At 41.5% G+C, this 22,879-nt stretch carries 20 protein-coding genes; 9 read left to right on the plus strand and 11 right to left on the minus strand.

Features of this window, described 5'->3' with window-relative positions:
- The 4 genes from PUQ00_RS06385 (at position 1) to PUQ00_RS06400 (ending at position 3,182) form a co-directional block, all read left to right on the plus strand.
- The gene (locus tag PUQ00_RS06385) at positions 1 to 885 is read left to right on the plus strand and encodes a carbohydrate ABC transporter permease (RefSeq protein WP_300414297.1); all 885 of its coding nucleotides are present in this window, start codon (positions 1 to 3) and stop codon (positions 883 to 885) included.
- Between the two features lie 56 nt (positions 886 to 941).
- Positions 942 to 2,039 carry an ABC transporter ATP-binding protein gene (locus PUQ00_RS06390; protein WP_300414299.1) on the plus strand — a complete coding sequence of 366 codons (1,098 nt, stop codon included), beginning with the start codon at positions 942 to 944 and terminating at the stop codon, positions 2,037 to 2,039.
- 149 nt (positions 2,040 to 2,188) lie between these two features.
- Positions 2,189 to 2,581: a hypothetical protein gene (locus tag PUQ00_RS06395; protein WP_300414300.1), complete on the plus strand. Its 393-nt coding sequence runs from the start codon at positions 2,189 to 2,191 to the stop codon at positions 2,579 to 2,581.
- A gap of 454 nt (positions 2,582 to 3,035) precedes the next feature.
- Positions 3,036 to 3,182 carry a hypothetical protein gene (locus PUQ00_RS06400; protein ID WP_300414302.1) on the plus strand — a complete coding sequence of 49 codons (147 nt, stop codon included), beginning with the start codon at positions 3,036 to 3,038 and terminating at the stop codon, positions 3,180 to 3,182.
- A gap of 25 nt (positions 3,183 to 3,207) precedes the next feature.
- On the opposite strand, the gene PUQ00_RS06405 is transcribed toward PUQ00_RS06400, so the two are convergent.
- Positions 3,208 to 4,776 carry a metallophosphoesterase gene (locus PUQ00_RS06405; protein ID WP_300414305.1) on the minus strand — a complete coding sequence of 523 codons (1,569 nt, stop codon included), beginning with the start codon at positions 4,774 to 4,776 and terminating at the stop codon, positions 3,208 to 3,210.
- Positions 4,777 to 4,904: 128 nt separating this feature from the next.
- Here PUQ00_RS06405 and PUQ00_RS06410 point away from each other — a divergent pair, with 128 nt between their 5' ends.
- On the plus strand, positions 4,905 to 6,158 hold the full coding sequence (locus tag PUQ00_RS06410; protein ID WP_300414307.1) for an ABC transporter substrate-binding protein: 1,254 nt from the start codon (positions 4,905 to 4,907) through the stop codon (positions 6,156 to 6,158).
- A gap of 222 nt (positions 6,159 to 6,380) precedes the next feature.
- Here PUQ00_RS06410 and PUQ00_RS06415 read toward each other — a convergent pair whose 3' ends face one another.
- From PUQ00_RS06415 to PUQ00_RS06425, 3 genes are all read right to left on the minus strand, one after another.
- Positions 6,381 to 7,196: an SDR family oxidoreductase gene (locus tag PUQ00_RS06415; protein ID WP_300414309.1), complete on the minus strand. Its 816-nt coding sequence runs from the start codon at positions 7,194 to 7,196 to the stop codon at positions 6,381 to 6,383.
- Entirely contained in the window at positions 7,196 to 8,632 is a 1,437-nt protein-coding gene (locus PUQ00_RS06420) for an MFS transporter (RefSeq protein WP_300414311.1), read from the minus strand. The genes PUQ00_RS06415 and PUQ00_RS06420 overlap by 1 nt, the downstream gene beginning before the upstream one ends.
- A gap of 341 nt (positions 8,633 to 8,973) precedes the next feature.
- Positions 8,974 to 9,978: an LLM class flavin-dependent oxidoreductase gene (locus PUQ00_RS06425; protein WP_300414313.1), complete on the minus strand. Its 1,005-nt coding sequence runs from the start codon at positions 9,976 to 9,978 to the stop codon at positions 8,974 to 8,976.
- Between the two features lie 88 nt (positions 9,979 to 10,066).
- On the opposite strand from PUQ00_RS06425, the gene PUQ00_RS06430 reads away from it, so the two are divergent.
- Positions 10,067 to 10,300, plus strand: a complete 234-nt coding sequence (locus PUQ00_RS06430; RefSeq protein ID WP_300414315.1) for a hypothetical protein — start codon at positions 10,067 to 10,069, stop codon at positions 10,298 to 10,300.
- Positions 10,301 to 10,581: 281 nt separating this feature from the next.
- Here the strand turns inward: PUQ00_RS06430 and PUQ00_RS06435 are convergent, their stop codons facing one another.
- A complete protein-coding gene (locus PUQ00_RS06435) occupies positions 10,582 to 11,007 on the minus strand; it encodes a nuclear transport factor 2 family protein (protein WP_300414317.1) in 426 nt (141 codons plus the stop codon).
- 456 nt (positions 11,008 to 11,463) lie between these two features.
- Here PUQ00_RS06435 and PUQ00_RS06440 point away from each other — a divergent pair, with 456 nt between their 5' ends.
- Together PUQ00_RS06440 and PUQ00_RS06445 are read left to right on the plus strand one after the other, a co-directional pair.
- Complete coding sequence (locus PUQ00_RS06440; protein WP_300414319.1) at positions 11,464 to 12,483, plus strand: Npun_R2821/Npun_R2822 family protein; 1,020 nt, start codon at positions 11,464 to 11,466, stop codon at positions 12,481 to 12,483.
- A gap of 19 nt (positions 12,484 to 12,502) precedes the next feature.
- On the plus strand, positions 12,503 to 13,450 hold the full coding sequence (locus PUQ00_RS06445; RefSeq protein ID WP_300414321.1) for a glycosyltransferase: 948 nt from the start codon (positions 12,503 to 12,505) through the stop codon (positions 13,448 to 13,450).
- Between the two features lie 248 nt (positions 13,451 to 13,698).
- Here PUQ00_RS06445 and PUQ00_RS06450 read toward each other — a convergent pair whose 3' ends face one another.
- Both PUQ00_RS06450 and PUQ00_RS06455 read right to left on the minus strand, forming a co-directional pair.
- Positions 13,699 to 14,292, minus strand: coding sequence for a Rho termination factor N-terminal domain-containing protein (locus PUQ00_RS06450; RefSeq protein ID WP_300414323.1), 594 nt, complete (start codon positions 14,290 to 14,292; stop codon positions 13,699 to 13,701).
- Complete coding sequence (locus tag PUQ00_RS06455) at positions 14,289 to 15,656, minus strand: AAA family ATPase (protein ID WP_300414325.1); 1,368 nt, start codon at positions 15,654 to 15,656, stop codon at positions 14,289 to 14,291. Before PUQ00_RS06455 ends, PUQ00_RS06450 begins: the two co-directional genes overlap by 4 nt.
- Positions 15,657 to 15,919: 263 nt before the next feature.
- Between PUQ00_RS06455 and PUQ00_RS06460 the strand changes: the two genes are divergently transcribed.
- Positions 15,920 to 16,291 (plus strand): zinc ribbon domain-containing protein, encoded by a 372-nt coding sequence (locus PUQ00_RS06460; protein WP_300414327.1) that lies wholly within the window; start codon positions 15,920 to 15,922, stop codon positions 16,289 to 16,291.
- Positions 16,292 to 16,460: 169 nt separating this feature from the next.
- Here PUQ00_RS06460 and nblS read toward each other — a convergent pair whose 3' ends face one another.
- From nblS to PUQ00_RS06480, 4 genes are all read right to left on the minus strand, one after another.
- A complete protein-coding gene (gene nblS / locus PUQ00_RS06465; RefSeq protein WP_300414329.1) occupies positions 16,461 to 18,407 on the minus strand; it encodes a two-component system sensor histidine kinase NblS in 1,947 nt (648 codons plus the stop codon).
- A gap of 750 nt (positions 18,408 to 19,157) precedes the next feature.
- On the minus strand, positions 19,158 to 21,170 hold the full coding sequence (locus PUQ00_RS06470; protein WP_300414331.1) for a S8 family peptidase: 2,013 nt from the start codon (positions 21,168 to 21,170) through the stop codon (positions 19,158 to 19,160).
- A 538-nt stretch (positions 21,171 to 21,708) separates the two neighbouring features.
- Positions 21,709 to 21,927, minus strand: a complete 219-nt coding sequence (locus PUQ00_RS06475; RefSeq protein ID WP_300414333.1) for a hypothetical protein — start codon at positions 21,925 to 21,927, stop codon at positions 21,709 to 21,711.
- 3 nt (positions 21,928 to 21,930) lie between these two features.
- Entirely contained in the window at positions 21,931 to 22,863 is a 933-nt protein-coding gene (locus PUQ00_RS06480) for an SPFH domain-containing protein (protein ID WP_300414335.1), read from the minus strand.
- Positions 22,864 to 22,879: the final 16 nt, after the last annotated feature.

Below are 22,879 nucleotides of genomic sequence, written 5' to 3' on the forward strand. Positions count from 1 at the left end.
ATGAGTGTAACTCCACAAGCAGTTCCAACGATTCCAAGACGAACAGATAAAACCAAGTTTTCTCTTAAAAAAATCTTGCTGTCCATAATAGTTGTATTAGTGGTGCTATTCAGCCTAGCTCCAGCCTTATGGCAATTGCTAACCTCGTTTAAAGTGAATGAAGATATTGCCGCCGTTCCTACTGTCTATTTTCCCACACGATTCACTTTCAATCACTACATTGAGTTATTCACCCGTCGTCCATTTTGGCGCTACATCTTCAACAGTGCCTTTGTGTCGATTACTTCCACAGCTGTAGCTTTAGCGATCGGCGCACCTGCGGCTTATGCCCTCGCACGGTTACGCCCTTGGGGTGAACGAGTTATCCTCGCCAGCATTCTGATTGTTACCTTATTTCCGGGAATTCTGTTGTTCTTAGGACTGTTAGAAATTATCCAGGCGCTTAGACTGGGCAACAATTATCTGGCGCTGATTATACCCTATACTGCCATCAATTTGCCGCTAACAATTTTAGTACTTAGAAGCTTTTTTCAACAATTGCCAAAAGATTTGGAAGATTCCGCTAGGGTCGATGGCTATAACACTTTTCAACTACTATGGCAAATCGTGCTGCCCATGACGCTTCCCGCCTTAGTGACTACTGGAATCCTCACCTTTATTTTTGCTTGGAACGAGTTTATTTTCGCTCTCACGTTTATGACTCGTGAAGAATTAAAGACAATTCCCGTTGCTGCTGCTCAGTTGGGTGGTGCGACAATATATGAAATTCCCTACGGCCCGATCGCTGCTGCTACTGTCGTCGGGACATTACCGCTAATTTTACTAGTTTTGTTTTTCCAGCGCCGCATTGTCCAAGGTCTGACTGCTGGCGCTGTCAAAGGGTGACATCTCTCCGTCCTAAAGGACGAAGCTTCTAAGAATCACTTCTGATAAAAATCAAAATGGCTAAACTCGAACTCAAAAACTTGAATAAAACCTATAATCCTAAAGTCGTCCCTGTCAAAGACGTTAGCTTAACTGTAGATAACGATGAGTTTCTCACTTTACTTGGCCCTTCTGGCTGTGGCAAATCCACCGTCCTACGCATGATTGCGGGTCTTGAAGAACCGACTCGCGGTCAGATCAAGATTGGAGAGGTGGATGTCACCTATAAGCGAGCAAGCGATCGCAACATTGCAATGGTATTTCAAAGCTATGCACTCTATCCTCACATGACAGTGTACGAAAACCTTGCTTCTGGACTCAAGTTGAAAAAAGTACCACCTACAGAAATTAAACAGCGAGTGGCAGAAGTGGCAGAAGTTTTAGGATTAGCAGAGTTAATGAACCGCAAGCCTGGTCACATGTCTGGAGGTCAACGGCAGCGAGTTGCTGTCGGACGTGCTTTGGTGCGTAATGCTGATGTGTACCTGCTGGATGAACCTTTAAGTAACCTAGATGCACTATTGCGGGAAAGAGTCCGAGCCGATATCAAGCAAATTTTTGCAGCACAAAAAGTGCCAGTTGTCTACGTCACCCACGACCAAACCGAAGCGATGACGCTCTCCACGAAAGTTGCATTGCTCAACGATGGCTATGTCCAGCAACTTGACCCACCTGACCGCATCTATAACCATCCAGCTAATCTATTTGTGGCTGGATTTGTTGGTAGTCCGCAAATGAATTTGCTGACTCTACCTTGTAAAGGACAATACGCGATCGTGGGTAACTTCCAAGTGCTTCTCCCAGATATACCAACTGTACCACCGCAGATTGTTCTGGGAATCCGCCCAGAAGATGTCCGTATTGCTCAACCAGGTGATACCCAGACTATCCAAGGGCGAGTGTTTTTAGTGGAAAACTTGGGTATGCACTATTTGGTCAGTGTCAAGATTGAGGGTTCACAAACCGGAGCGATTACGGTACGTGCTTTGTTGCCAACAGACCAAAATTGGAGTGGCGAGGATATTACACTAGCATTGCCCCTTGAGGATATTCACTGGTTTGATGTTCAATCTGGCCATGCTCTTGTTAAAAGACAAATGTTAGGTGTCAGGTAGTAAATGGAAAGTGCGAGTTAAACCAGGGAGCCTATGAATGTAAAAATTTGGTATTCCCAATTCAAGCCAAGCAATCACTAGTTAACCCACAAATTAGTTTTATGTTTTAAAGTAGAAATTAGTTTGATTGAAAGTGTTTGTTACTACCAATGAAAGTTTTAGGCTTAGTCCTGCCAGTCCTGTTGCTACTAGGCACGCCTGCTATGGCAGTTGAGTTCAAAGGGCAAAACATTGATGGTCAAAAGCTACCTGCTAGAGCTTACTATTATGCAACTGGTGGGGTCTACAAAGTTCAGGTGCGCTTTCATAACAAACGAGCCACAATTTACTTTGACGACGGCAACCAAACAACTATACAGTTGAACCAGCAAGTAATCACTGACTCAAACAATATTGAAGGTTTTGGAAAACTAGGACAATATCCTGTAAATAGTATATTCAGTGTTGGGTTAGTCTATGACAATAATTGGCTCGGCAGCAGTGATAGTCAGTTGCAACAATCCAATCCACTAGAGGGGTTGTGGAAAATTAGTTTGGAGTAAGCTGCAATATATTTTACCCCCCAGCTAGCGCCGTCTCCCCGATGCCTTGGGCTACGGTGTACATACAAGTCGGAAAAATCTCATCTACCAAAGATTTGCAGTGAAGCAGCGCTACGGGAGGGTTTCCCTCCGCAGGCGACTCCTGAACCCGTTCGCGTAGCGTCTCCGATAGGAGAAGGGTGCGTTACGCTGGCGTGACAAAGCTAAATTGTTGCAATCATAGCGCAATACAGTTCAGTTAAGCATTTCTTGCTTCTCTTGCTTCTCTTGCTTCTCTTGCTTCTCTTCCTTTGCGTCCTTTGCGGTTCGTTAAAAAAATTGACTTTGACAAAGAGTTTTAGCCTTAACCCAAGCGTATTGAATCATAGCGAACTCATTCGTTATTTCGGCGGACTCATTTGTTATTTCGGCGAACTCATTTGTTATTTCGGCGGACTCATTTGTTATTTCGGCGATGCCTACGGCTGCTACGCCGGAGCATTTGTTATTTCAGCGTGTCCATAACGCAGCCTACGAAACTACTAAAAGAGTTGAAACCTATGCTGGTCATACTTGTGTGTACACACCAGGAACTCACGGAGAGGGACAGGTGAAAGCGTAGCATAACCTTTCTTGAGGTTTTTTATTTAAATCACAAATGGTTCAAGTTCGCGGTTATACCACTGATCTTCTATCCGTTCAGCGATCAGTGGTCTAATGATAAACTTGGGTGGGCTACCATCCAGAACATCAATCCGCACACATGAGTAAGGCAGTCGGTTCTGAGAATTGTAGTCATGACGACCCACAAAAAGCATTGAATCTGCAACTTTCCGAATGGGTTTACCTGCAATTTCCGCAAAAGTCTCCATCAATTCAGTCCCCCCTTGTCGTTGATAACGAGGACGATGACCACTACCACCAGAGATAATGCAGTTAATGTGAGAGTCAGCAAATCCGGTATCAGTTGTGCAAAGATGCTCGAAACAGTGAGCGTGACCATTTAAAATCAAATCCACTATGGGACGTTCTTTAATTAGAGAACCAAGATTTTGTGCCACTTGTTCAAATACCCAGCGCAAGCGGTGGCGAACCGCCAAAGTTTGTGCCTGATTCCACTTGGTAGCTTCTGTGACGTAGGGTGGATGGTGGAAAAAGATTACACGTCCGCGCACCTCCAAGGTGTTCCAAGATTCGATTAGTCTGCTTCGCAACCATTCAAGTTGTTCAAAATCGATCGCAGGTATTTTCTGAGATGCTAGTTGTTTTTCAATATCGATTTTGATCTCGTTTATTTGGTCTAATTTGGCACTAAGCTCATCAAGTTGTTCCGCATCGGTGGGTTTATGTGGGTTGAGGCGATCGCATATTCCCAAAATCTGCAATTCTTCTTGATCTATTTCCTGGCGACGCTTTTGCAATTGCCGGCGGTAAATTTCCCCATCTTGAGTTGCAGGTAAAGGTGATGGTGTATTAAAAGTGTTGGAATCTAAAGCGAAAAAATCAATCCCGCCGTAACGGAAAGTGTAATAACGATTGGGTAAACGGGTAAAATGTCCAGGTTCATAACGTAAACAGCGCCCTGTGTCAGTCTTAGCAGTGTAGTGTTGATCTAAATGACGTTCTAATTCTGGGGAAGACATCGCCCCTGTATAGTCCAAAAACGCCCGTGCATATGCATCCCCTTGATATGATCCATGCCAGCCAATTTCAATATCTTTGTAGCGCAACAAGCGACGCAGTGGTAACGTAGTTCCAGCCAGCCAACGGTAGATTAACGGCACATCGTAGTAATCATGATTACCAAGTACTGGCAAGAATGGCAGATTAAACATCATGCAATCGTAAGAAATGCCTTTGGGGTTGTCGCCACCGACAAGAAATTCCCGGTAAGGCTCAATAAAGTTTGCCGAGTAATATTCTTGGGAACCCACCACATAAATTACATCGCCTGTGTGCAACACAAAACTGCAATCATCGCGGTGAGGCAGCATCAGTTCAGCAACTTTTCGTTGGGGGTGGTGCCGAGAATGGGATTTGGTGCCGGAATCACCGATAACCATAAACGAAAATTCTGGACTATCCTGCCTGCGATCGTCAATCACTATGCTGGTTTGGTCAATTCCTCGTTGCACAAAACTGGGATGCATCCACCGCACCCGTTCCTTCATTTTTTGAATTTTTACAGGAATCGGTGGCTCGGAAATTAATTTCATGGCTGATAACTCTTGAATGCCCAACGCATATGCCGATTGTAACGAAATAATAAGAGTTTTATTTTAAATCTCGTTTCCAGACACTGCTAGACAAGTATGATCATAATAAACATAATACTCATGCATCTATGAAAAATGCGATCGCCGTTAGGCTCTCCGTTGGTATTGCTCATCAAACGGCATTATTATTTATATGCTCTATGCTACTAATAGCCTGTGGAAAAAGTGGCAATAGTAGTGAAAATTCGGCAAATAATCCAACACTAACAACAGGTGCAAATGATGCTATTCCTATCGGTATTGCTTTTGCCCAAACAAGCAATATAGCATTACTTGGTCAAGAAGGAAGTGATGGAGTAAAAATTGCCGAAAAGTATTTTAATGATCAAGGTGCGATCAATGGTAGACCAATTAAATTAGTATATCAAGATACTGGTGGCGATGAAGTTGGAGCCATTAATGCCTTTCAAACTTTAATTAATAAAGATAAAGTTGTTGCCATTGTTGGCCCTACCCTGTCACAACAAGCTTTTAGCGCTGACCCGATAGCAGAACGTAATCAAGTTCCAGTTATAGGAGCATCAAATACCGCTAAAGGGATTCCCGAAATAGGTAATTATGTTGCTCGTGTTTCTTCATCTGTTGCTGTCGTCGCTCCTTATTCGGTGAAAGCTGCACTCAAGCAAAATTCTCAAATCAAAAGAGTAGCTGTATTCTACGCTCAAAATGATGCTTTTAATAAGTCGGAAACAGAAATTTTTCAGAAGACAGTTAAAGATTTAGGATTGAATCTAGTAACAGTACAAAAGTTTCAAACTACAGATACCGACTTTCAAAGTCAAGCCAGCGATGCGATTAATTTAAAACCAGACTTAGTGATTATATCTGGGTTAGCTGTAGATGGAGGTAATTTAGTTAAACAACTACGGGAACTTGGTTATAAAGGAATAATTATTGGTGGCAATGGTTTTAACACATCTCATATATTTTCTGTGTGCAGACAGCTTTGTGAAGGCGTGATTATTGCTCAAGCTTACAGTCCTGTATATCCTAGTGAAATTAACACTGCATTTCGGAAAGCCTACATTGAACAATATCGTAGAGAACCACCCCAAGTGAGCGCTCAAGCTTTTACTGCCTTGCAAGTATATGTAGAAGCTCTAAAATCTTTGGATAAAAAAAGCAAAATTAACAAATTGACGCTGCCCCAATTGCGTACACAATTAAATCAGGAGTTACTCAAAGGAAAGTATCAAACTCCTCTTGGTGAAATTGCTTTTACACCAGTAGGTGATGTCATTCAGAAAGAGTTTTACGTTGCCCAACTGAAGATGGAAGCAAACGGTGTCAATGGTAAATTTTCTTTCTTAAGTGTAAAGTAGTACTTTCTTTCGCTAGTTTTGGGGTTTTTAGTAAGCACTAAAATGCTTATAAGAGTTGATTCAAATATCTTTAAATGTCAGAATTAAAAAGAATTTAAAGCATCAAGATCCACCGCCACTTTTTTGTAAATATTGAACCCAAGCAAGGAACTTCTCTCTCTTGAAAAGGTGTTCATGAGTGAGACCACAGAGGCAGCGTGAACAATTTTGAATTTTGAATTGTTAGAGTTCTTGTCCCGTTGGTCGAATGAGAATTTCGTTGACATTAACATGCGGCGGTTGAGTGAGAGCGTAAACGATCGCAGCAGCAATGTCTTCGCTTTGCAGAGGTTGAATTGACTTGCGTCGTTCTTCGATCTGTTGTTTGGCAACGGGATCGGTAATTTGGTTGTCAATTTCGGTATCCACCAAACCTGGTTCAATAATGGTGACGCGGATGTTGTCCTTGTGGACTTCTTGGCGCAATGCTTCGGAGATAGCATTGACACCCCACTTAGTAGCATTATAAACACCGATACCTGCCCGCGCTGTCCGGCCAGCCACTGAGGAAATATTGACTATATGCCCGGATTTTTGCACCTTCAACAGAGGCAAAACAGCATGAGTAGCATATAGCAGTCCTAGTACATTGAGGTCAAACGATCGCCGCCAGTCTGAGCTATTCCCAGCTTCAATGGTGCCGAGTAAGGCAATCCCTGCATTATTCACAAGGATATCGACCCTTCCCAATTCTGCATTTGCCTTTGCCACCAAGTTATTTACCTGGCTTTCGTCAGTCACATCGGTGACAATAGGCAATGCTTTGCCCCCACTAGCTTCGATGCGTTTTGTCAATGCCTGAATGCGATCGCCACGTCTAGCAGCGAGTACTACTGTTGCTCCAACTGAAGCCAAGGCGATCGCAGTTGCTTCTCCAATTCCGGCTGAAGCGCCAGTGATAATTGCGACTTTTCCCTCTAATTTTCCTGTCATACGATTATTTAACTCCTTAGTAATTGATAATTGAATATTGGACATTGGGCATTGGGCATTGGGCATTAATTATTCCTCCCCTGCTCCCCCTGCCTCTTACTGCTCCTCAAAACGGATGCAACTGCTGCTCCACACAGTATTAGGGCTGCGAAGCGAAAAGTTCCTTGGAACCCCGCAACGATCGCCTCAGGAGGGGCAACAGAGACATCTGCACCCCCAGACATGCTAGCAATTAGCGCTCCAAATACTGCCCCGATTAGAGAAACTCCTACTGTGTTCCCTAAGGTACGTGACAAAGAAAGCAGCCCAGAAGCAATCCCTAGCCGCTCCCTCGGTACTGCTCCCATGACAGTGCTATTGTTGGGTGATTGGAATAAACCCAATCCAATGCCGTAAATAAAATAGCGCGACACATAGCCTAATTCAGTAATTTGAGCATCAAAGGTGCTGATCCCCAGACAGCCGCCAATCATCAACCCCAGCCCAATGGAACTGATCACTCGACCGCCAAAGCGGTCTGAAAGTGTTCCAGCTAGTGGGGCAATTAACCCACTAAGTACAGGCGATACGGCTAATAGCAGCCCCACTTTTATCGTCGGATAATGCTTGACGCCCTCTAGAAAGAAAGGGACGATCAGCAGTGAACCGCCAATAACAGTGAATGCTAGCCAACCACTTAGCAAACCCATACTCAACTGAAGATTGCGAAACAGGTGTAGCTCTAGTAATGGCTGCTCTATGATCGCTTCAACTACCAAAAAAGTCATAAAACTCGCGGCGGCGATCGCTAATAATATCAACGCATTGCTACTGCTAAAGCCCTGGCTTTGCCCTAGCGTCATACCCAGCCCAAAACTACCCAGAGTCAATAAAGCCAATATGGCTCCAAAAAAGTCAAATTTCTGTTTGCCCTGAATGCGTACAGAAGGTGGCACCACCCTAGCTATTAAGAAACTAGCTATGATCCCCAGCGGTACATTGATGAAGAATATACTATGCCAGCCTGATAAGCCCAGGAGCAGTCCGCCAGCGGAAGGGCCAAAAGCAATTCCCATTGACACTACACTACCGATGACCCCAACTGCCCGACCTCGTTCGGAAGAGGGAAAAACTTCTGTGATGATTGCCAAACCAAGCCCAGAAATGAACACAGCCCCTAGTCCTTGAAGGGCCCGAAAGCCGATCAACCACTCAATACCAGGTGCAAAACCACATAATAGCGAGCTGAAAGTAAACAGAACAAGTCCCCCCTGATATAAGGACTTTTTGCCCCACATATCCCCCAGGCGCGTTGCCCCCAAAACTAAACTGGAACTGACCAACTGGTAACTCAATACAGCCCATTGGGTCGTTGGGAAACTGGTATCAAAGGCTTGCACCAATGTGGGCAAAGCAACATTGATGATGCCCACATCTAGGGTAGACATGAATACCCCAAGTCCGACACCGAGTAAGACCCAATTTTTTTGAGAGTCTGACAAAGCTAAAGGTTGTGTTTGCAATTGTGCCTACGTTTAGCCTCCACTTTTGACTTTACGGTTGTAAATAGTTTGTATACGTATATTCATTGTAGGGTGCTATGCTGACTACCAAGTTCAGGAAACTAAAGATCAGCTGCTCAAGGTTTATGAAAGTATCGAGTCAATCAATTTTGGATTTTGGATTTTGGATTTTGGATTTATTCCGCCACGCGAGTTGCTCTACTTGGGGAGACCCCAAGACCGCACTCGCTCCACTATGAGTACGGGGCATGAACCAAATAATTCTTTGTTCTTTAATCTAAAATCTAAAATTGGCAGTCAATAGCCAGGATGCCTGTATAGTGGCATTTATTTGGAATTGCTTAGGCTGCCTGTGGTTGTTTTGATAACTGCACCTCAGGGGCAACCTCTTGGGCGAATAGCTTCATTGTTTGCCTGACATGCTCATTCGCCAGTCCTGGCAGATGAATCTTGATCCCCAAGCGGTCTATCTGAGTAGCTGCAACATACTCGTTAAGTTGTGCGGCAACAGTTGCGGGGGAACCGACGATGTAATTGATCCGCTTCAACATATCTGCTAAGTCTTTCGGCGGCCCTGCGGGGATGCGTCCTTGACGTTGTGCTTCTATGTATGCTGGTAACTTTTCTCTGACGCTGAAGAATATTTCGGCAGATGAGGCAACTGTCTTTTGAGCTTCGGCATCGTTTTGGGCAACGTACACCAGCCTAAACCCTCGCAATGCTCCAGTACCACCTGCTTGTCGATAGATATCGCTATAGATGTTTTGAGCAGATGCTCCTTCCCCTTGTCCGACTAGTAGATTCAGACCAAGTTTAGCAGCTAAGACTATGGTTTCGCGATCGCGTACCCCTAACCAGAACAATTTTCTCAACTCTTGGCGGGGTAGTGGTGTAATTTGGGAACCTTGTCGCTGGGGTGAAAGGTAGTCCAGTACTTTCAAAAGTTGGTCGCGAAACATTTGATGTTTTTCCTCTTGGCTAAAGCCAGTATGTTCCATATCAGCCGGACTTCCATGACCTAGCCCAAACATCACCCTACCATTAGTTAGTAAATCCAATAAAGATACAGATTCTGCAAAACGTAGTGGATTTTCTAAGGTGAGAATTTTAATTGCTGTGCCAAGTTTAATTCGGGTTGTTTCCCCGGCTAGCCTAGCGATGAACACTTCCGGAACTGGTAATCGACCATAAAAAGGTCGTTCTCTGATAAAATGATGTTCTCCAAAAGAGCAGGATTCAAAACCCAGTGTTTCAGCCAATTGCACATCGGCGATCGTCTGAGCAAAAAATTCCCGGTCTTCAATATTAGGAGTAGCCCACATTTGGTGGAACAGTCCAATCTGCATATGATTACCCTCTGCAAATACTTGGCTTTAGCGTACTTTTGTGCTTAATACCAGACGTGCAATACAGTTTTACAAGAGACAACGCCTGTTGAGCATTTGTAGTGCTAAATTAGCGGCTTCCATCCCAGACTATCTATGTATTTCATCCCTAGCGTTGGCGATTTTGTTTACAGCGATCGCAGCAGGCGTTTCGTTGATCACAAATGCTCTGGATGAATTAAAAAATACAGCTTTATGTCAGTCATCGACTTTTCAATCGGTGCGACTGGCTTTCTTGCTTGTCATATTTTTAGTAGAGTACCTAGATACTCTTGACTCCTGACTCCTTCGGGTATATCAACGATAGTATTTAATAAAGTACGGTAACTTGATAGAGTTAATGTATTTTGTACTTGTTAGCAAACTATCATAGACAACTCAAAGAAGCAAGCTCTAGAGTCGTTTTTAGCCTTCAATTCATGAGGCAGCACGTTCGCGAGTGCGTCTCCCTTAGGATAAGACAGATTTCTCTTATCTGGTGACTAGCTGCCAACTTGAAGCGACTACCGTCTCGCCGCCAAATCAAAGATTATGGAAATAGCCTTCTCTGGGAACCAGGTAAAGTTATTGCCCAGACGTTCCTGGCTCAATCCGCGCCCCAAGCTGAAGAACTCGTCCGAGATCATCAGCGTTTCGCCAGGTTTCAATTATCTTGCCATCAACAATCCAATGAATGAACATAGCCGTGAACGTCTGTTCTCGACCATGACTAGCTATTCCAAAGAAACTTTCCTGAGCGCAGGTGTTGGTTGCACGCACCACAACTTTGTCACCTTCAGCAATTACGTCTTCAATTGTCCATTTCTGCTCGATAGCCCCAAATGAACCAAAGAGTTTACGTACCCCATCTGGCCCTGGGGGAAGCCCAGGTAAACCACCGTGCATCCTCCAAGTTGGGGCGGTCATCTTGCAGATATCTTCAATCCGATGCTCGCTAATGAGTTCAATCCACCGTCGAGCAATTATTTTTTTGTCTTCAATGTCAGACATTCCTGCTCATTTTATACTTAAATTAAAAATATTGTTTATTTATTAGTGAATAACTGTAGGCTGATGCAAGTTTAGAAATAAATTTTTGCTCTGTGCATTATTGCTAATTTGTGAGAGACAACCACCACTGCTTTAGGCAACCCTAAATATTATCGCATTCTAGACAGCATCTAAGACATTCTCATTACTGGTACACTACCATGTACTTTAATCGAATGCCCAAGCGCACAGGGCATTTTTGACAGAAGTGATACTACAACACGGGTTTTGCCAATGCAGACAAACAACGGGTAATGTTTAGTATCATCCAAACTAACCAAAATCACTTTCTCCTTGACCTCAGCATAAAATCTAAAGATGTGTATATTATTAGTTATTTGGGAATAATAGCTTAGAAAGTAACGATAATATTATTTGCCTTACTTAGTAACTTAAAGATAAAAAGGATTTATCAAAATGGATTCTTTCGGTATTTACACCCTTGCTAATGACGTAGTATTTGACCAACTAGTAGCTTTACTAAATAGTATTGAGGCAAACGTTAGCGCAGATATTCCGATTTGTATTATTCCCTATGATGAGCGACTAGACCTAGTTAGGCAAGAAATTAATTCTCGAAAGAATGTAATCCTGTTTGATAATTGGGACGTAATTCAACGCTGGGAAGAATTTGCTCATCAAGTTTGGGCGGCTCATCCCAGAGAGAAAGAGACAAAAGTATCACGTCCTAATTGGTACAAAAGTCATTTACAAAGAAAATTTGTCGCCTTTGAGGGTATTTTTGATAAATTTGTATTTTATGACGCTGATAGCTTGGCAATGAAGCCACTCAATAATGTAATTGACAAGCTAGAAACATCCGATTTTATTTTTGATGATTGGGAACATCTTAAAGATATATCTTTTGCAGCGTTAGATATTTCAGTTATAGAAGAAACTGGACTATATACAGAAGCAGATATACGTAATAAGCTGCATTGCTCCAGCTTTTTTGGCTCTAAACGCGGGTTATTTACTGTTGAAGAAATTGAAATAATCAAAGAGCGATTAATTACTCAGAGGGAAGTTGAATGGATTAATAGACATGGATGGTGGGATGATGCTTTTTTGTTTAATTATATGACTTTGCGCTGCGATCGCCCCTTGTTTAACTTTACACTTAGCCCCAATGGTCAAGATAAAACAGGCAACTGCGCTAATGCAGATCCATTTGTCAATATTAATAATGTTCTTTACAATCAAGATGGCTTAAAACCAATTCACCGTATTCATTATATGAGCTATTCTTCTCGTGATTTTGCTCGTTTATGTCAAGGAGAAGATATCAATATCTGTTATAGAGATGAGTTCTTATATTATCGCTTTCTCAAACACCCAGAACAAAGACCAAAACAACTAAGACCAGTTAGTATAATTACAAAAACTAGTATTGTTTTCAACAAAATAGTCCAGAAACTTCAAAGAAGTATACCCTAAAATTATTTTAGAATAGAGTATGCCAAAAATTAGTGTTTGTATTCCTACTTTTAATCGTGTTAATCTCCTGCCTTATGCGCTCGACAGTGTACTAAATCAGTCTGAGCAAGACTTTGAGCTAATTGTTTGTGATGATGGTTCTAGCGATCGCACACCTGAGTTAATATCACAGTACGCAGACCACCGGATTAAATATGTCCGTCATCCGCAAAATATTGGTAAAAGTAATAATATGCGATCGGGCTTTGATGCTGCCAGTGGTGAATATTTTATTAAATTTGATGATGATGATCGACTAACACCTGATTTTCTCGCAAGTACCGCAGCTATTCTTACTCAAGATTCTAGTATTGATTTTGTTGGTACAGACCATTGGATAATTGATATTGATAATGTGCGGGATGAGGCAAAAACTCAAGAAAATTCTCATCGCTGGGGTAGGAATAATTTACCAACAGGTGTTGTAGATAATTTGTTGGAAGTAGTATTTATTCACCAAAGCTTTCAAATTGGGGCAACATTATTTCGCCGTAAAACATTGCAAGAATTAGGATTTATGCAGCCAAATCTGCAAAATTGTGAGGATAATGATTTATTTGTGCGTCTAGCTTTGGCTGGAAAAAATGGCTATTACTTACCAGAATTATTAATGGAATATCGCTCCCATGCAGAGCAGCAAGGTATCAATCGAGCTATTCCTTATTTATTTGATAAAATCAGATATTTAGAAAGTTATAAATTTGAGTCTGAGAAAATAGAGACAATCAGGAAAAATCGTCTAACTGAAACGCAATTATTATTAGGTTTGCGTTTAATTGAAAAAGGCGAAACGCAAAAAGGCAGAGAGCTAGTTTTAGCGGGACAGTCTTTTTCGACTGCTAAGGCTTGGACTGGTTTAGGGTTATCGCTGTTACCAGTTGGGTTGCGAGGTAAGGCATTTAATGCATTGCGACAGGTGCGGGGTTAGACATGAAACCTAACCCCCCAGCCCCCTTCCCTACAAGGGAATCGGGAGAATTCAAAGCCTCTCTCCTTGTCGGAGAGAGGTTTTCTAGATCCCATGAAAAGTCAGATGCAGAAGAAAAGTGCAAAGGGGTTGGCGAATCTACCTATTTTGTGGAATAGTTGGGGTAGGTTGGTAAGTTGAGTCAAATTATAACTCCCTATAATAATGCTGAAAAAATGTGATGAAAATCAAAATTTATTTGAGAATAATTAAGATTTTAAAATATTAGTTATTGCTGTAATGAGTTCACCTTTGTTCATTTTTGAAGAACCCACTATTTTCTGTTGCTTTGCTATCTCTTTAAGCTGTGTAACTGTCATAGTGTCATATTCAGACTTTTCAGATGTTCTTTTCTGAGTTTTTTTCTGATTGCTACGTTTTGGCTTTTCTATATTAGTAAAAATATTTTCAATTTTTTTGACTGATTCAGCTAATTTAGCAATCTGAGCAGTAAGACTTTCTAACTTTTTTTTTATTTCGTTGTCACCGAATTCTCTTTTTCTTATTAATTCAACTTGTTCTTGGAAAACTTCTTCATTATCTGGATCAATAATGAATGCTCCAATATACTCACCCTTTTGAGAATCTATTTCTTTTGCTCTAGTAGCAGCGTAGTATTCAAAGTGTCCATCAACAACCTCATATGACTGTGCACTAGTTATACGAAGAATTAATGGATTGATAATTCCTTCAACTTTCAAAATTAACTCTGCTGTCCGCGTCAATTCATCTTCTGAAAATTGTGAGCGCAGAACAGGAGAAGAGATTTTCTTCACAGCTATAAATGAATTAGATAGTTTCATGAAGGCATTCCTATTTTTTGTAAAACTTCTATTGCTAATAATTCCATTTCTTGAGCAGAAGTACAATTTGGTTTAAAATCAAGCACAGACCTGGGATCAGGTATTTCCATGTTACCTATAACTTTAACTTGTTCGCCGCATTTTGCTAGATCCTCTCTTTCATATATGACACTATCCATCACATTCAAACCATAACGTTTTGTAATCTGTTCTATACGTTTTGGTAAAGTAGATTGGATAAATCTAGCATTGGTTGAAATTTTGCAAGGAAGAACACCAAGTATTTCAATGGGTACTTTACTAATATATTTTCTAAACTTATCAGTTCGCTTAATAAACTCCTTTACATTTAATAGCCCTTGATTGGCAAAAGGCTTTAAATCAGAAGGAATAAGTAAATAGTCAGATGTTATTAAAGCAATTTCTGAAAAAAGATCAATAGCAGGAGGCGTATCAAGTATAACAATATCATAATTATCTTCTATCATCTTGAACTTTCCAATTAACATCATCTTACTATCAGGCAGTTGATTAAGTTCCGATTCATACTTCATTAAGTTAATATGAGAAGGAACCACATCAATCTCTGGTTGAGTAAATAGAGATTTCTTAGCAACTTCTTTTATAGGAAAAGAGTCTTCTGATAGTAAAACGTGACTAATATTACAGTCTTTTAAATCATCTAATTCTTCATCATCAAATCTAATTAATCCCGTCGCCAATGTAGTATTAGCCTGGCTATCTAAATCAATGATTAACACCCTCTTTCCTTTCTTTCGTAGGGCAGCTGCCAAATTAACAGTAACAGTCGTTTTACCCACACCGCCTTTATTATGATAAACCGCAATTGTTTTCATTGAATGTTGCCTCTTTGTTTTCAAATTTAAATTATTTTCAGTTATTTGAACTTCTGGCTTATTTATTAACTGTCCTTCTTTAAAACTCTCTCTACCAATCAAACCTTTAATTTTATCTATCTTTATCTCAACTTCCTTCCCAGAACATTGAAATACTAATTGAATATCGTATTGCGATTTTTGATAAATTCTAATCTCTTTGCCATTAGTCAACAATCCATATTTGACATTCAAGCTGGTTAAATAATGCCTGAGTCGATGTACATGATTATTTAAGTTTTGTTTGGGATGCTTTGCCTCCATGACGACACTCAACGGTGAGTTTGCATCTAAGACAAAGGGAATAACTTGTGCGGCAAATGCTAAAAAATCTAAGCGGATGCTACCGAGGGCAACTTCTTGATGCCAGGTGTCAGGAGTATAACCTAGCTGCGGTAGCAAATATTGCACTATAAGTTTGCTTTCAACTTCGCTTTCGTTACGGCATAGCTCAGGATTAAAAGGCAATATTTTCTACCTCTAAATAATTCTTGAACTTGGGACAAAACCTGATATTTGCTCGATTATGGCATAGCCTTAATTATTTTGAGTGATATAAATCACTTAGGAAAAGAGAAAAAATCATCATAATATTAGTACTTTTGCTGATAAAATAACCACTTTTGAGAGCTAGCCATATTTAAAATTAACAGGCTATATATGTATTTCCCCATTACCCCTGTAAATGGCTAGAATCAAAGTGTTTAGTTAACCTATTTGCGCTAAAGGTTTTGGCTACTGTATCTTGTCCCCACTGCCATCAACTCGTTAATAGTCAAGCTATTAATTGTCCCTATTGCCGGACGACACTCAAAGCTTACGGTCATCCCGGTATTCCACTGCACCGCGCCACTAGGGACGGGTATCTATGCGACACTTGCACTTATGAGGCTGATGATACTTGCAATTTTCCCCAGCGTCCCTATGCCAAAGACTGTACCCTCTACCAAAATATTGAAGAGACAAAGTTAGAGTTGGAACAGCAGCGTTACACTAACAGTTTTGCATTAACTGTGAAAAGTTGGGTAAAACGCAATCAAGCTTTGCTGTTGCTATTAGGTTTATTATTGGTCTGTTTGTTGTTCGTTATATTAAGACCTTGATTTGTGTTTTCTGGGGAATAGAGAATATAACGCTTCTCTGTTGAGTTCAATACAGACCTAACAAGAATAGCCCTTCTCTACAAGAAAAGGGGAGTAAAATTCAAAGCCTCTCTCCTTTTAGGAGAGGTTTGGAGAGAGGTCAAAAATACCCAATCCCCAATCCTAACCTTCAAGCTGTGGTGATTTTGGATGCTTCAGCAATAGGTTCAACTTGTATCGGTGGCGCTTTTTCCTCAAATGCGGCTAAATCGAACCAAAAAGTGGTGCCAATGCCAACTTCACTCACTAGATGGACTTTACTACGATGCCTGTCGATGATATTTCTGACAATCGATAAACCTAAACCCGTACCTTCTAGGGTGTGAACTCGGTTTTCTACGCGGAAGAAGCGTTCAAAAATTGAGTGTTGATCTTCTGTGGCGATGCCAATTCCAGTATCGGAAATTTCAATCCGCACTGGAGAAGATTGGGTGTGACTGGGTTTGAAATCTACTTGGTAGGCGCGGATTGCGACTTTACCACCGGCTTTTGTAAATTTCAGGGCATTACCAATCAGGTTGCCAAACACTTGTACTAATAGATCATAATTACCCATTACTAAGGGCAAATTAGGAGCAACTTCTTGAACAAGTTCAACACCTTTATCTTTAGCATTGAGTTGGTAAGTACGCAGTGTTTGCTCGATCGCTTGGGCTAAATCTACGCCATCAAAGTTATAATTGCGACCAGATTCGAGTTTTGACAAATCCAAAACATCGTTAACTAGGCGGGTTAGGCGATCGGTTTCATGGTTGACAGTTTGCAAAAACTCCTGGCGTTCTTGTAAAGCTAAGTCTTCGCCGTAATCGTGCAGGGTTTCAATATAGGTTTTGATGTTAAATAGAGGCGTTCGCAGTTCGTGAGAAACGTTGCTGATAAATTGACTTTTTGCCTCGTTTAGTTCCACCTCGCGGGTAATATCTTGGATAGTAATCGCAATACCTTTGATACTTTCCCTTTGCAGGTTGAGTACTGTAGTCAAAAGAATGCGGATCGTTCGTGGGGCGGGTTGCTTAATAAAAATTCGGAATTCGGCGCTTTCGCATTCCCCTGCTGCCATTTCGTACAAGGGACGGGTGATTTCCATTTGTACTGATGCTGGCAAGTGATGTAACACATTGCAGCCTACCACGTCAGCAGCTTCCCAGCCAAAAATTCGCTGTGCTGTGGGGTTGACTAAAATCACCTGCATGTTGTTATCAATCAACACAGCACCATCTGCGATCGTTGAAACTAGGGTTTCTAATTTGGCTTTTTCTGCGGTCAGTTCCTCAATATTCTGTTCTTCATAGCGTTCTAATCGCTCTGCCATTTCATTAAAACTTAAAATTAACTCCCCCAGTTCGCCTCCTAAAGGTAAATCAATGCGCTGCTTGAAATTCCCGGTAGCAATTTGTTTCACCCCCACCAGCAGTTCTTTAATCGGCTTAGTGATCGTCAAAGCGTTAATCACTCCTGCCAAAATCACCATTACCCAAATCGTGATAAAAACGGCAATGGTGACATCGCGGGTAAAATTGGTGGAAATGACAGCAGTCTGATTCGGGTTGATACCGATCGCTAATACACCTAAGTATTTTTTATTGACGATCAGGGGAATAAATACATCGGTAACTGTGCCATCTGGGGTCATGTGTTGCCGCACCATCGGCTTTTCCCCATCACCAGGGTAATCTTCTGGCAGTTGTATCCGCCGTTTAATGGTGAGGGAATTTTCTACCTCGGCTTCCCAAAAAGGAATGCCAAAAAAGATTTCCCCGGTTTCATCAGCGTAGAGCATATAACGCACACTAGAGGTGCTGCTATAGAAGCGCTGGGAAAATCGGGCAACCTCAGTAAGATTATTGTCAGCGACTAGGGGGGCAACGTTGGCAGCAAGCAGCAGCCCCAAGTCACGGCCAAAGCGGGTGTCATTCATCCGCGCATCCTGCTGAATTGTATTCACAGCCCAGAAGGTCAGACCACTCATCACCAACGAAACGACCATTGTGGCTACAGCCAGCAGTTTGGTCTGGAGAGTGAACTCTGACCACCAACTAGCGATCGCATCTCGAATTGTTTTTAACAGAGCTAGCATCTTAAAATAAAGTTGTTAGTAGTCTTTGTTATAAAGCCCAACAACTAAAAAATTAACAGTTAATTTGACAAACGTGTTAGGGGCCTGGCGAATGCGGGAGTGCTGGGGATATTTCTGTTAAGGTGGTCTTAACGAATTTACCTCATTTCAGCCATCGGAGTTGATGTCCAGTTCAGGATTAACGCCTTAAACCCCATTTTTTCGCCACAGAATGGTGAATTTTGTTCATAGCGCTTTATTACCGCACGGGTCGCTTAGATATCAGCACGTTTTGTGACTGAGCTTTAGGCTTACCGAGTGGTTTGTAAGAAGACACCATCGCAAGGATATTACTGCAAAATCTGTGTATAGAGTATCCCATAGCCTATCACTATAATTTTACATTTGTATCAGGCTATGCCATAGCATTTTAACTTGATTAATGCCCAACTTGCGTAGACTTGACTCGCCGAGTCAAGTCGCTACGCTCCAATTAAAAATTATTAATTAAAAATTGCAAGACGCTCGAGGACTCGCTAACGCTTCGCTATCAGTGGTTGCTCTGAACCCACCACTGATTGTAGACTACTGAATCAAAGATTCAGTGAGAAGTGCGATCGCCTTTATGAGGGTACGAATATTCGGGGTGCGATCGCCTCACCCATTAGACTTATCCGGAAATGAGAACTTTATTTGGCTGAAACCTAGCTCTGGAGAGGGTTTTAGAGGTTCCTGTTTTATATAAGCTAAAAAGCCAGCTATGTAAGGGTTTCAGCTATTTTGAGGTTTATTTGTGGATAAGTCTATTAGAGAATCGACATCATAATTATTAAAACTAGCAATAGTCTCTGATGTCAAATATTTTGGCGTTTCTGGGTAGACATCGCCCGCACTTAGACTTGGCTCAGTGACCGTCGTAGACATTGCCTCACCCATTAGAGAATCGACATCATAATTATTAAAACTAGCAATAGTCTCTGATGTCAAATATTTTGGCGTTTCTGGGTAGACATCGCCCGCACTTAGACTTGGCTCAGTGACCGTCGTAGACATTGCCTCACCCATTAGAGAATCGACATCATAATTATTAAAACTAGCAATAGTCTCTGATGTCAAATATTTTGGCGTTTCTGGGTAGACATCGCCCGCACTTAGACTTGGCTCAGTGACCGTCGTAGACATTGCCTCACCCATTAGAGAATCGACATCATAATTATTAAAACTAGCAATAGTCTCTGATGTCAAATATTTTGGCGTTTCTGGGTAGACATCGCCCGCACTTAGACTTGGCTCAGTGACCGTCGTAGACATTGCCTCACCCATTAGAGAATCGACATCATAATTATTAAAACTAGCAATAGTCTCTGATGTCAAATATTTTGGCGTTTCTGCAACCGCCTGACCCATTAGAGAACCAAAATTGGAACCATTAAAACTAGAAATTGTCTGTGATGTAAGAGGATTTGCGGTTTGTGCGTCGATGTGTAGCAGATTGCTGTTAGACATTGCCTGCCTTTTCAGAGAACTAACATCGGAATTATTAAAATTAGAGATTGTAGTTTGTGTATTATTTCTGGCTGTGTCTGCAATCACCTGACTTGCTAGAGAACTGACATGAGAAATATTCAAACTAGAGCTTGTAGTTTGTGTACTATTTCCGGCGGTGTCTGCGACAATCTCACGGACTTGGGCATCAGTTAGCTTGGGGTTAGCACTAAGCATCAGGGCAACTACACCAGCAACATGGGGAGCAGCCATCGACGTACCACTATAAGTAGCATACTGATTATTTGGAACTGAGGAGTAGACTTTGACTCCTGGGGCTGTGACGTAGGAAATTTGATTCGTTCCAGAGCGGTTAGAGAAGTCAGCTAGGTTATTATTCCTATCCACTGCCCCAACAGCAATTCCCGACTTGGATGCATAGCTGGCGGGATAGTCTGGTGAAGAGCCACCATCATTACCTGCTGCCATGACCACAATCACTCCTTTGCTGCTGGCATAGTCAATGGCTGACTCCAGAGTACCATTGGAATAAGCACCTCCTAAACTGAGGTTAATCACGTTAGCTCCATTGTCCACAGCATAATGAATGCCCTTAGCAATGGAAGTGTCGGAACCAGAGCCAGAGCTATCTAAAACTTTGATAGGCATAATCTTGGCATCATAAGCAATACCAGTGACACCGTAGTTATTATTCTCTCCGGCGATCGTCCCGGAAACATGAGTGCCATGACCGTTGTCATCTAGGGTGTTGTTGTTATTGTCAACAAAGTTCCAGCCGTGGATATCATCAGCATAGCCATTGCCATCATCATCTTTACCATTGCCAGCAATTTCCTTGGGATTCGTCCAGATATTATCCTTTAAATCCTCGTGGTTGTAGTCAACTCCAGTATCTATAACAGCAACAACAACGCCTTTACCTGTATATCCATGTGCCCAAGCTTCCGGTGCTTTAATGAGGTCTGCTCCCCAATTATTGCCACCAAGGTTAGGAACATCAGCAAAGGTATTCTGACCAGCAGCTCTAGCCACTGCTGCTGCTGCATTAATTAAGCCATAGCCATTGGTGGAGTTATAATTTCCAGTGCTTAAAGCATTAGCAGTAGCGTTACTGCTATTTTGCAACTGCACATCAGCATCGGTTGAGTTGTAACTACTACGTTTGCTGAAGTTGAGGCTATAGTCATCCTTCGTATTAAAGGTATCTAATGAGGAGGTTGAAGAGAAATTTAGCTGTTTATTTGACAACAGATTGTGATTAACATCATTACGGAGCATAAGTATTTTTCTCTCAAAAATATCAATCGTTTTTTGACAGTTTGAAGCGTTAAAACCTTTACAAGAAAAAGGTTTTAAGGTGTGAACAAGCTCTATTGTCAATAATTACTATGAAATCTCAGAACAAAATGCTAATTTTATTACCAAAAAACATTTTCAAAATAGTACTTTTTCTTAAGAGTCAATTTATCAAGTCAATTTTAAATTATGACTAGTTAAAAAGTCGAAATTGGTGCAATAGAAAAATTGCATTAAGCTAATCGGCATTCAAGTTGCATAATCAAGGCGGGCAAGATGCCCACCCCACAATATATTCAGAAAATTCTCATCTACAAATTAGATGGATTTTAGCTTATCCCTCTTTTGTCACTTTGGGAGAATCTAATCGTTCAAACGGTTACGGGGCTAAATCAAAGTCCGAGAATTTGGCTGAGATTATTGTTTTCCGAGAGTGACAAAAAAGGGCTAAGACAACAAATACTTGATTTAAAAGCACACCATCCTCATTACGTCTGTAATACAAGTGTAGAATTTAGGATTAATCATCTAATGTGTCTTGCGTCTGTGTATCCATCTTGTACTTTTTAGTATTTTTTTGGCGCTTATCTTCTTTCCATCTCCCTGTTTTGCGTGCTGCTTCTGTCAGGAGATACTCAATTTGAGCATTAACACTCCTTAATTCATCAGAAGACCATTTTTCCAGCACTTCGTATAACTCAAGGTCTAAACGCAGTAAAAACCGTTTTTTCTGGCTCATGTCTTAGGTGTAAAGGCTGCCAGTGTTAATCACTGGTTGGATGTTCTGTTCTGAGGTTAGGACAACCAACAGATTGTTAATCATAGCGGCTTTGCGTTCATCATCCAAGTCAATAATTTGTTGTTCACTGATCCGTTTTAGTGCTTCATCAACCATTCCGACTGCACTCTCAACAATTTGCCGCCGTGCATCAATCATTGCTTTGGCTTGTTGACGACGCAGCATCATTTGAGCAATTTCTGGAGCATACGCAAGATGAGAAAGTCTCGCTTCTAACACTTCAACTCCTGCAACTTCCAGTCTCGCTTGCAATTCTTTTTGGAGGAAAAGCGCGATTTCATCAGGTACTGCACGCAACGAAGGAATTGATTGTTCATCAGGCGCATCATAAGGATAGCGGATTGCTAGGGCACGTATCGATGTCTCACTCTGGATGGCAACAAATTGCTCGTAGTCATCAACCGCAAATGTAGACTTGGCTGATTCTACTACTTGCCACACCACTACGGCTGCAATCTCTATCGGGCTGCCTTGAGCATCATTTACTTTCAATATTTTGCTGTTAAAGTTGCGAACCCGTAAAGATACCTGACGTTTGTTAGTCAAAGGGTTAGTCCACCAAAATCCTGCTTCCTTGACAGTACCAACGTAACTCCCTAAAAAGACTAGTACTCTTGCTTGATTTGGCTCAACTGTAAACAAACCCGACAGTGAAGGAATTACTACTACGATAAGTGTCGCCCCTAACCATGCACCCATTTCTGTTAAATCGGCAAAATCTTCTACCTTATTAAAACTTCTGCCTAATACTTCTATTAATCCCTGTATTGTTGCCCAAACCTGCCAACTGCCAAAAATTGCCAAAGCCAGGATTATGCTCAAAGCTATGAAGCCGTTGACTTTAAAGGCAGGAAAATCCTCGATTTGCTGCTTCATTATCTATTCATGTGAT

Source organism: Nostoc sp. S13 (genome assembly GCF_029379315.1).
Lineage (GTDB): Bacteria > Cyanobacteriota > Cyanobacteriia > Cyanobacteriales > Nostocaceae > Nostoc.